We start from the raw sequence: 10,237 nt of genomic DNA, 5'->3' as shown, positions 1-10,237 counted from the left end.
AGCATTTCGCTGCTTTTTCTATGCGCCTGGTGGCACTCCTTGTTCGTCAAACCGTCGTTCCAGGTTCACGAATTTGTTGTATTCTTTGACAAAGGCAAGAGATACGGTACCCACCGGGCCGTTACGTTGCTTGGCAATAATGATTTCTATGATATTCTTATTCTCTGATTCTTTGTCATAGTAGTCATCACGGTATAAGAAGGCAACGATATCGGCATCCTGCTCGATACTTCCCGATTCACGGATATCAGACATCATGGGACGCTTGTCCTGACGTTGCTCTACCCCACGCGAAAGCTGTGATAAGGCGATAACGGGTACTTCAAGTTCACGAGCTAGTCCTTTTAATTCACGGGAGATTTCAGAAACCTCCTGCTGTCGGTTTTCGCCTGTACGCCCACTACCAACGATTAACTGGAGGTAATCGATTAACACCATGCCAAGACCGCTTTCTTGTTTTAAACGGCGGCACTTTGCTTTAAGGTCGGTAATACGAATACCAGGCGTGTCATCAATGTAAATACCAGCATCAGACAGGCTTCCCATGGCCATCGTCAGCTTTCTCCAGTCCTCTTCTGTTAGTGCACCGGTACGAAGGTTTTGTGCGTTAATGTTTCCTTCGGCACAAAGCATACGCATAACAAGCTGTTCTGCACCCATCTCAAGACTAAAAATCGCTACGTTCTCACGAGCCTTCGTCGCGACATTCTGGGCAATGTTTAAGGCGAATGCCGTTTTACCAACAGATGGACGCGCAGCTACGATAATTAAATCGTTTCGCTGGAAGCCCGCTGTCATATGATCTAAATCGGCAAAACCTGTTGGAATGCCCGTCACATCTCCTGTACGAAGATGTAACTGTTCAATATTGTCGTACGTTCTGACAAGTACGTCTTTAATATCATGGAAGGCGCTCGCATTTTTACGCTGAGCCACGGCCATAATGTTCTTTTCTGCTTCACTTAAAAGAGCATCTACTTCGTCTTCACGGCTATACCCATCAGATGCGATGGTTGTAGCCGTTGAAATTAATCGACGTAACAGTGCCTTTTCTTCCACGATTTTAGCATAATATTCTATATTGGCAGCAGTCGGTACAGACCCTGCTAGTTCACTTAAATAAGATACGCCCCCAACATCCTCAAGCTCTTTCTTTGCTAAAAGATCTTCTGTAACCGTGACTAAGTCAACGGCTTTTCCAGCATCGTTTAATCTCATCATCACAGAGAAAATACGTTGGTGGGCATTACGGTAAAAGTCATCTGGAAGTAGCACTTCAGAGGCTGTTGTAAGAGCCGTTGGTTCTAGAAAAATAGCACCTAAGACAGCTTGTTCTGCTTCTATATTCTGCGGCGGTAATCGATCGGCAAATAGTTCATTCATTTACACAAGTACCTCCTAACGGTAGAAGGATGATATTCTTATTTTTAGAAAGGCTCTGTTAAACAACACTGTTTAACAATGCCTATAGAAAAGAAGAATTACCCTATATCCAAAAGAAAATGTGACCTCATCCAGATCACATTTCCTGTAAGCTATTCTATTGTAACATGATTTCGTAAAAAATCAGCTGGCAAAATTAGTTTTCTTCGGTTACATGTACCTTTAACGTAGCCATTACTTCTTTGTGTAGCTTGACTGGAATATTTGTGTACCCTAGTGCACGAATCCCGTCGTTAAGCTCCATTTTACGCTTATCAATCTTAATCTTGTGCGTTTTTTGTAGCTCTTCTGCTACTTGTTTCGTAGAAATGGAGCCGAATAGACGTCCACCTTCTCCAGATTTTGCCTTCAGCTCTACTGTTAGGGCTTCGAGCGTAGCTTTTAACTGCTTCGCTTGCTCAAGCTCTTCCTGCGCGTCTTTTTCTCTTTGTTCTTTTGACCTTCAAGCTGAGAAACAGCCGAGTTTGTTGCTTCAACAGCCCATCCGTTTTTAATGAGGAAGTTATGAGCGTAACCATCTGCTACGTTTTTCACTTCTCCTTTTTTCCCTTTACCTTTTACATCTTTTAAAAATATTACTTTCACGTTGATGATCTCCCTTCAAAAAAGTCTACTAACGCATTGATTAGCTGTGATTTCGCATCTTCAATGGTTTGATCATATAGCTGAGTAGCGGCATTGGTTAAATGCCCACCTCCACCTAAGTTTTCCATAATAATTTGTACATTTACGTCACCTAGCGATCTTGCACTGATCCCTATCATATTTTCCGTTCGCTTGGCGATGACAAAGGATGCTTCTACCTCATCCATGGAGAGGAGTGTATCTGCCGCTTGTGCAATGATGACGGGATCATGGTGTGATTCATCATCTCCCACTGCAATGGCTATGCCGTGCTCATGGAGCTCCACACTCTCAATTAACTTTGAGCGAGCAATATACGTTTCAATATTTTCTTTCAAGAACTTTTGGACCAGAACCGTATCTGCACCTTTTGATCGCAAATAACTAGCAGCATCAAATGTTCTAGAGCCGGTTCTAAGTGTAAAGCTCTTTGTATCAACAATGATCCCAGCGAGTAAAGCTGTTGCTTCTAGCATATTGATCTTCTCTGTTTTCGGTTGGTATTCCAACAGCTCTGTCACAAGCTCTGCCGTAGAAGAAGCATAAGGCTCCATATAGACAAGGAGTGGATTTTCAATGAAATCTTCCCCCCGTCTATGATGATCGATGACTATGACTCGTTCCACTCTACTCAATAGCTTTTCATCTACAACGAGAGATGGTTTGTGTGTATCCACAACCACTAAAAGGGTTTCATCTGTCACAAGTTCCATTGCGCCCTCTGGAGAGATAAAACGCGAATACAGGTCTTTCGACTGCTTCACTTCTTCCATTAGACGAGATACACCGTGATCAAGATCATTAAAATCTACTACCACATAAGCTTCACGCTGGTTCAGCTGGGCAACTTTACGTATTCCAATCGCTGCACCAATGGCATCCATATCCGGGTGCTTATGGCCCATTATGAGAACTTTATCGCTTTCCACAATAGATTCCTTCAGCGCATGACTGATGACGCGAGCTCGCACTCTCGTCCGCTTCTCCATCGGATTGGTCTTTCCACCGTAAAACTTCACTTTACCTGTTGGAAGCTTAATCGCGACCTGATCTCCTCCTCGCCCAAGAGCAAGGTCTAAGCTAGACTGCGCAAGTGCGCCAAGCTCAGGTAAGCTCTGAGTCTCCGTTCCAATTCCTAAACTAAGAGTAAGAGGAATATTTAGTCTAGCGGTCTCCTCACGAATCGTATCAAGAATACCAAACTTATTCTCTTCTAGAGTCGATAGGATTCCTTCATTAAGAACTGCGACAAATCGGTCGGATGAGATTCGTTTTAAGTACATTCCGTAATCCTTTGCCCACTTATTTAACATGGATGTCACAAGAGAATTCATGCTACTCCTCTTTTGATCGTCTAACCCTTGAGTTAATTCATCATAGTTATCTAAGAATATAACACCAATGACCGTTTTATCCTGCTCAAATTTCTTTTTTAATTTTCACTTGTTCTGTTACGTCAAAGAAATATAGCAGACGTTCTTCAAGCTTTAAGATGACTTTGTATTCCCGGTCCTTTAACCTAATGTACTGCTCGTTCACTTCATTTTTAATGAGAGGCACTAAAGTTTCAGCCACATCATACAGAGAGCGACCGACTAGCGTATCTTCATTAAACCAAGAGGCTAAAAATGGGTTAGACCATTCTACCGTATAATCTTCATTAATTAACATAATTCCTATGGGCATTTCTAGTAAGGCTTCTTCACCCACTCGCTTAACTCGGTAGGAAAGGGTGGATATGTATGCTTCAACCTCTTCATTATGCTCTCTGTTTAGCTTGATTAGGTGATAATACAAGGAGCTGAAGAGTACTAGACTGATGACAGAAGCCCACCAGGAGAAAAAGAATAACGTGACGGATAATAAAATAGACACACTCATTAAGGCGAAAACGACCCACCGGGCAGCTTTCTGTTTAATTGTTGGTGACAAAATTTTCAGCTCCTAAAACGTAATACTTCATGATTTGGATTTATTTATGTTGAAGGCGCTGTCTCAAATTAAATCCTAAGTCAATTATACCTAAAAATCGAACGACTTGAAAAAGTATTGGAATAAAAAATAAAAACACAGTGATGGTAATGGGAATTGCTTTGTTCCACTGCTTAGTATAGCTAAAGAAATAAAAGAAAACTAAGCCCTTGTAGGATAAAGAACAGCTCTAATAGTAATCGTACGTTAAGAACAGCAGCAAAACCAAACGATCCCAGTTCAAAACCACCAAACAACGTCAAAAGGAGTGCAATCAAATAGTACCATATTAAACTACGCGGAAGCATCCAGTCTTTAAAAGGTGGAAACTTTGGAGCTTCCACTCCAAATCTTTTCGCGATAGGTATATTAATCCATAGGGCTAAAAATGCTGTTGCTAATGCCAACATGACCATATAAGCAGGAATCCTAATAACAAATAAATCAACCATATTAATAAATTGATCCATCGTTCCCTCAGGAAATTCAACACCTGCATTCGTAAGCTGAGTAACGAATGTTTCCATTTGGGCTTTTGTTGTTTGGACGATACCCGTTACGTCAAAATTCAAGAACGCTATCGAGATAATAAATTGGCCCACATATACCACCAATGATAACAATGTAGAGCTTATTAGCATAGAAATTTTAGAGCGACCCTTTTGAATCGAGTACCCTAACAAAATCCCAAGGGGTACAAAGGATATTGCAATACCTAAACCTATCAAATTCCCTACCATAAACGACAAAATAAGCGTCACAAAGAGAAAGGAAATACTATTTCTAAGGGAGTACCTTGAGCTGAAAATTAAGGCAGGTAGCGGAATGAAAAGAGACCCTATTCCACCTATCACAGGAATGAACACTGCGATGACTAATAGGACTATTGTAAACGCCGCCATCATAGCCCCTTCTGTTAATGCTTTCGTGCTTTTCACATGAACACCTCTTTACCAATCAAAACTACATAATACCTTATTGTACTCTTCTCCTTCTTAGTGTTCAACTTTAGGATTTAATGAAAACTCCTCCTACTAGCCTAACCCACTTCAGAAGGAAAGAGAACTTGTACCGGACAAGTTCTCTGTAAGTAGGTCACACCTATTCAATTTTAAAACTTTTTACTTCATCCTGAAGCTGTTGGCTAAGCGTCAAGAGATCCTCCGCAGCAAGAGTTACTTGTTGAATCGCTGCCCCTTGATCTTCTGAAGCGGAGCTTACTTCCTGGCACGACGCAGCCGTTTGCTCAGATACAGCAGCCATCATTTGAATAACCGAGACCACTTCTTCTTTTCCTTGATCGATATTTGAAATCTCTTGGTACATATCTTCTATGGAGACATCAATCGTTTTTAAGAACGATGAAATGGTTTGGAATATGGCAGCCGTTTGATCTACGACCACTCGTTGGTTAGTGAAAGCTGATTTTGTATCGACCATTTCATTGACTGTTCGATTCGCATCTTGTTGAATATGACGAATGGTTTCTTTAATATCCTCTGTTGCTTTTCGCGAAAGCTCTGCTAATTTCCGAACTTCTTCTGCTACTACTGCAAACCCTTTTCCGTGCTCACCTGCACGAGCGGCTTCAATGCTAGCATTTAAGGCTAGTAGATTCGTTTGTTCCGAAATGTCTGTAATCGTACTGACTACTTCGTCAACCTTCTTAATCTTCACTCCAAGGTCTGTTACGCGTATTTCCATTCCTTGAATCTTTTCTTGTGATGAGTGATAAGAGGCTTGTAGTTCCGTCATTTGCTGAAGTCCTGTTTCATTCGCTTCCTCAGCCTTTTCAGCGATGTCAAACATATTCTTAGCTTTGTCATGAATGGTGTTAATTTGCTCACTCAGAGTAAGAGAGCTTTGATTTGCTGTTTCTGCATCTTCCGCTGCTCTTTGTGATCCAGAAGCAATTTCTGCAATCGCACCTTGAACTTCCTCGCTTATTGCGTTTGTTTCCTCTGAAATAGCGCTTAAATTCTCTGAAGACGTTTTAACATTGAGTACACTTTGTTGAACTAACTGAAGCAGTTCTCTCATTTTATCCGTCATGGTGTTAAAATCTTTTCCTAATGTTCCTAGCTCATCCTTCGAACGTATATTGACATGGCCAGTTAAGTCTCCACTTGCTACGTTGTTCACTTCTTTTTTCAGTATATCGATAGGCTTAACGATAGACCTTGCCAGAAATACTGCGCCAGCTGCAGAAATCACGAGCACGATGATCGCAATAAGAAAAATATTATTTATAATCGATTGAGCCATTGCTTTTAGAGCACTTTCATCGTAGGCAGCTCCTACAACCCAGTTCGTAAATGGTACTTTCTCATATACCATTAACTTATTTGTCCCGTCTAACGTATATTTTTCTTGACCGCTTTTTTCTTCACTTTTTAGAATGGTTGCAATCACTTGTAAGTCGGATAGATTCTCTCCCACTTTAGAAGGATGAATGAGAGCTACCCCTTCTTCTGAAAGCATAAATGGATAACCATCATAGCCCATATCGAGCTCTGATATCCCACTTGCAAGTTTTGATAGACTAATGTCTACAGCTACAACGCCTTTTACATTGCCATTATCCGTTACAGCTTTTGATGCGGTAATCATAAACTGACTTGTCGACTCATCCTGCCAAGGCTTACTCCACATCGTACGAATTTTTGCGTCAGCTGCCGCTTTATACCAGTCTGTGCTGATCGCATCTGTCTTCCCAGTTGCCGCTTTTGCAGGTTCCGCTAACGTTTGGTTGTTAGGTGTTACTAAGTAAATTGCTGTAGCGTCTGGGTAGAGCGTTAAGTAATTCGTAAAGTTCCCTTTAACAGAAGCTAGCATCTCCGTATAGTTATTTTGTTCCCCTTGTTCGCTACCTTGCAGAATTGTAAACTCTTTCAATTCTTTGGATACGGAATACTGGTTTAAACTCTTTTCATACTGAGAAAGATTTAGCTCAATATTCTCGTTTAGCTGATTGACGATTCCTTCTGTTTGTTGAATCGCCGTTTGTTCCGTTTTTGTGAGACTTGCCATCCTACTAGTACTGAGATGGTCGTAAATGAAAGAAAAAGAATAGAAAAGACCCAGAGTATTAATTTCCACTTAATTGATTTAAACATGAGTTCCATCTCCTCGACGTAAGCTACCAATTTACATCATTTTAACATATATATCGACATTGAAACCGTTTTATTTGTACTTTCTGCCTTTAATCCTTAGACTTTTGACAAAGTTATGGCAGGTGAAATAGAGAATATTACCCAGTGGAATAGTTGGAATTGGAGGAGAATCAGGGAATAGAGTGAGGTTAAAAAAAGAGATCTAGAAAACAAAAAGACTATGAGGTTTTGCCTCATAGTCTTTACTCGTTATTATTCACCAGTTACATATGGTAGTAATGCCATCATACGCGCACGTTTGATAGCTGTTGTTAGTTTACGTTGGTACTTTGCGCTTGTTCCAGTCACACGACGTGGAAGAATTTTTCCGCGCTCAGAGATAAACTTTTTAAGAAGATCTACGTCTTTGTAGTCGATGTTTGTGATGTTATTTGAAGTGAAATAACATACTTTACGACGACGACGTCCGCCTTTGCGTCCACCCATTGCCATAGTTTTCCCCTCCTTGCTTGTTTAATTTTATTCACGCTCTACTTCTCTTTAGAATGGAAGGTCATCATCGGAGATGTCAATTGGCTTGCCATCATTCGCAAATGGGTCTTCATCTGCACGAGAATAGTTGTTGTTTTGGTTACGTTGATTCTGATTTTGACTAAATGGATTGTCTTGAGGCGTACCACCATAAGGGTTTTGGTTATACCCTCCTTGGCTTTGGCCCTGATTATTCGAATTACGTGGTTCAAGGAATTGAACACTCTCTGCAACAACTTCTGTTACATAGACTTTACGTCCATCTTGTCCTTCATAATTACGAGTTTGTAAACGTCCATCAACCCCTGCTAAGCTGCCCTTCTTTAAGAAGTTCGCTACATTCTCAGCCGGTTTACGCCAAACGACACAGTTAATGAAGTCTGCTTCGCGCTCTCCTTGTTGATTAGTAAATGTACGATTCACAGCTAGCGTAAAAGTAGCCACAGCAGTTCCATTCGGTAAATACCTTAAATCCGGATCCTTTGTTAAACGACCTACTAAAACAACGCGGTTCATCATCAGAATCAACCTCCTCTTGTAAATGTTTCACGTGAAACATTTTTGTTTTTCTATTTATTCACGGTTGAATTATTTCTCATCTACGCGTACAGCGATATGACGGATAATATCGTCAGAGATCTTAGCTAGACGGTCAAACTCACTAACAGCATCCGTGTTAGAAGCTTGTACGTTCATGATGTAGTAGAAACCATCACGGAAATCATTGATTTCGTAAGCTAAACGACGTTTACCCCACTCTTTAGACTCGATGATTTCGCCACCGTTAGTCGTGATGATACCAGAAAAGCGCTCAACTAGTGCTTTCTTCGCTTCATCTTCAATGTTTGGGCGAACAATGTACATTACCTCGTACTTTCTCATCTTTAAGTCACCTCCTTATGGACTATGCGGCCCCCGCGTTTGCCAGGGCAAGGAGCAATATTCATTACTCACAGAAAAAAATTATATCACAGATGGGAAAGGTGTGCAACTGAAAAGGGAGAATGAGGAAAAGTATTAGAGATAGATGGGAGGAAATGAAAAAAACAGGACAGATTGTTGATCTGCCCTGACTACATCGATTACACATTAAAACGGAAGTGTATAACATCTCCATCTTTCACGATGTATTCTTTTCCTTCTAGTCGAACCTTTCCAGCTTCCTTCGCTGCATTCATCGTTTCAGCTGCAACTAGGTCATCGTAGGAAACCGTTTCAGCACGGATAAATCCACGCTCAAAGTCTGTGTGAATAACTCCCGCACATTGTGGTGCCTTCATTCCAAGTCTAAATGTCCAAGCACGAACCTCTTGTACACCTGCCGTGAAGTATGTTGCCAAACCAAGAAGATTATAGGCTGCACGGATTAACTGATCAAGACCAGACTCTTCGATTCCTAATTCAGATAAGAACATTGCTTTTTCTTCATCATCTAACTCAGCAATCTCGGACTCAATTTTTGCACATACGACAATCACTTCAGACTTGTCTTTTTCAGCAAATTCTTTTACTTGTTGCACGTATGGGTTTTCAGAGGGATCAACAATATCATCTTCACCCACGTTTGCTACGTAAAGTACTGGTTTTGTCGTTAAAAGGTGCAGGCCTTTTACAATTTTCATTTGTTCATCCGTAAATTCGACTGTGCGGCCAGGCATATCATTTTCGAATGCTTCCTTAAGCTTTTCTAAAATTTCAAGCTCTACCATTGCTTCTTTGTCTTTTTGCTTCGCCATTTTGCCTACACGCGCAATTCGTTTATCAACAGACTCTAAGTCCGCTAAAATCAGCTCAAGATTAATCGTTTCAATATCATCAATAGGATCGACTTTCCCTGATACATGAGTGATATTATCATCTGCAAAACAACGTACCACTTGGCAAATGGCGTCTACTTGGCGAATATGAGATAAGAATTTGTTCCCTAATCCTTCTCCTTTACTTGCGCCTTTCACAATGCCTGCGATATCTGTAAATTCGAACGTTGTTGGGACTGTTTTTTCGGTTGTACTAATTCTGTTAATTTATTTAAACGTGGGTCTGGAACCTCAACAATTCCTACGTTCGGGTCAATTGTACAGAAAGGATAGTTCGCAGACTCTGCTCCTGCTTTTGTAATTGCGTTAAATAACGTTGATTTCCCTACGTTAGGTAAGCCAACAATACCAGCTGTTAATGCCATTTATCGTCACTCCTCATACACTCTTCATGTGCTTAACGAACTTTTTAATCTTTCACAATTATAGAGATAATAGTCGGAAAAGACAAGTATGCAATCTAGCGCACAGGAGGGGAATGCGAAGAAGCTCAGATCACAATCTGAGCTTCTTCGCATTCCTATTATTCTTCGTGCTTTTTAATCACTTTTTTCTATTTTCTTTGAAAAATCTTTTCTTGGGATCATCACGCTATGGGAGCAACCTGTGCATTTTATTCGAATATCCATGCCCATTCTGATAATCTCCCATGCATTGGTTCCACAAGGGTGCTGCTTTTTCATCTCAACTATATCATGTAAGTGGAATTCTTTTTGCTCCAATCCTATTTCCTCC

At 40.8% G+C, this 10,237-nt stretch carries 7 protein-coding genes and 5 pseudogenes; all 12 read right to left on the bottom strand.

What is annotated here, in order from left to right; translation table 11 throughout:
* Positions 1–18 precede the first annotated feature (18 nt).
* A complete protein-coding gene (dnaB, locus tag M44_RS00160; RefSeq protein WP_010169429.1) occupies positions 19–1,383 on the bottom strand; it encodes a replicative DNA helicase in 1,365 nt (454 codons plus the stop codon).
* Between the two features lie 196 nt (positions 1,384–1,579).
* Positions 1,580–2,028: pseudogene (gene rplI, locus M44_RS19420) on the bottom strand (50S ribosomal protein L9).
* Positions 2,025–3,999 (bottom strand): annotated as a pseudogene (locus M44_RS19415) (DHH family phosphoesterase). The pseudogenes rplI and M44_RS19415 overlap by 4 nt, the downstream one beginning before the upstream one ends.
* Positions 4,000–4,039: 40 nt before the next feature.
* Positions 4,040–4,156: a hypothetical protein gene (locus tag M44_RS29690; protein WP_420167080.1), complete on the bottom strand. Its 117-nt coding sequence runs from the start codon at positions 4,154–4,156 to the stop codon at positions 4,040–4,042.
* A gap of 25 nt (positions 4,157–4,181) precedes the next feature.
* Positions 4,182–4,976, bottom strand: a complete 795-nt coding sequence (locus M44_RS00145) for a YybS family protein (protein ID WP_010169423.1) — start codon at positions 4,974–4,976, stop codon at positions 4,182–4,184.
* 163 nt (positions 4,977–5,139) lie between these two features.
* Entirely contained in the window at positions 5,140–6,078 is a 939-nt protein-coding gene (locus M44_RS29685) for a methyl-accepting chemotaxis protein (protein WP_420167079.1), read from the bottom strand.
* 6 nt (positions 6,079–6,084) lie between these two features.
* Positions 6,085–7,068: pseudogene (locus M44_RS29680) on the bottom strand (cache domain-containing protein); the annotation flags it as partial.
* A 338-nt stretch (positions 7,069–7,406) separates the two neighbouring features.
* Entirely contained in the window at positions 7,407–7,640 is a 234-nt protein-coding gene (gene rpsR / locus M44_RS00135; RefSeq protein WP_040365274.1) for a 30S ribosomal protein S18, read from the bottom strand.
* A 54-nt stretch (positions 7,641–7,694) separates the two neighbouring features.
* Complete coding sequence (gene ssb, locus M44_RS00130) at positions 7,695–8,204, bottom strand: single-stranded DNA-binding protein (protein WP_010169418.1); 510 nt, start codon at positions 8,202–8,204, stop codon at positions 7,695–7,697.
* Between the two features lie 69 nt (positions 8,205–8,273).
* Entirely contained in the window at positions 8,274–8,567 is a 294-nt protein-coding gene (gene rpsF / locus M44_RS00125) for a 30S ribosomal protein S6 (protein ID WP_010169416.1), read from the bottom strand.
* 200 nt (positions 8,568–8,767) lie between these two features.
* A pseudogene (ychF, locus tag M44_RS19410) lies at positions 8,768–9,867 on the bottom strand (redox-regulated ATPase YchF).
* 158 nt (positions 9,868–10,025) lie between these two features.
* A pseudogene (locus tag M44_RS00115) lies at positions 10,026–10,185 on the bottom strand (DUF951 domain-containing protein).
* Positions 10,186–10,237: the final 52 nt, after the last annotated feature.

It is taken from the genome of Bacillus coahuilensis m4-4 (genome assembly GCF_000171615.1).
In the GTDB taxonomy this organism is placed as follows: Bacteria; Bacillota; Bacilli; order Bacillales; family Bacillaceae_K; genus Bacillus_T; species Bacillus_T coahuilensis.
This window is presented reverse-complemented; position numbering and strand designations above follow the sequence as displayed.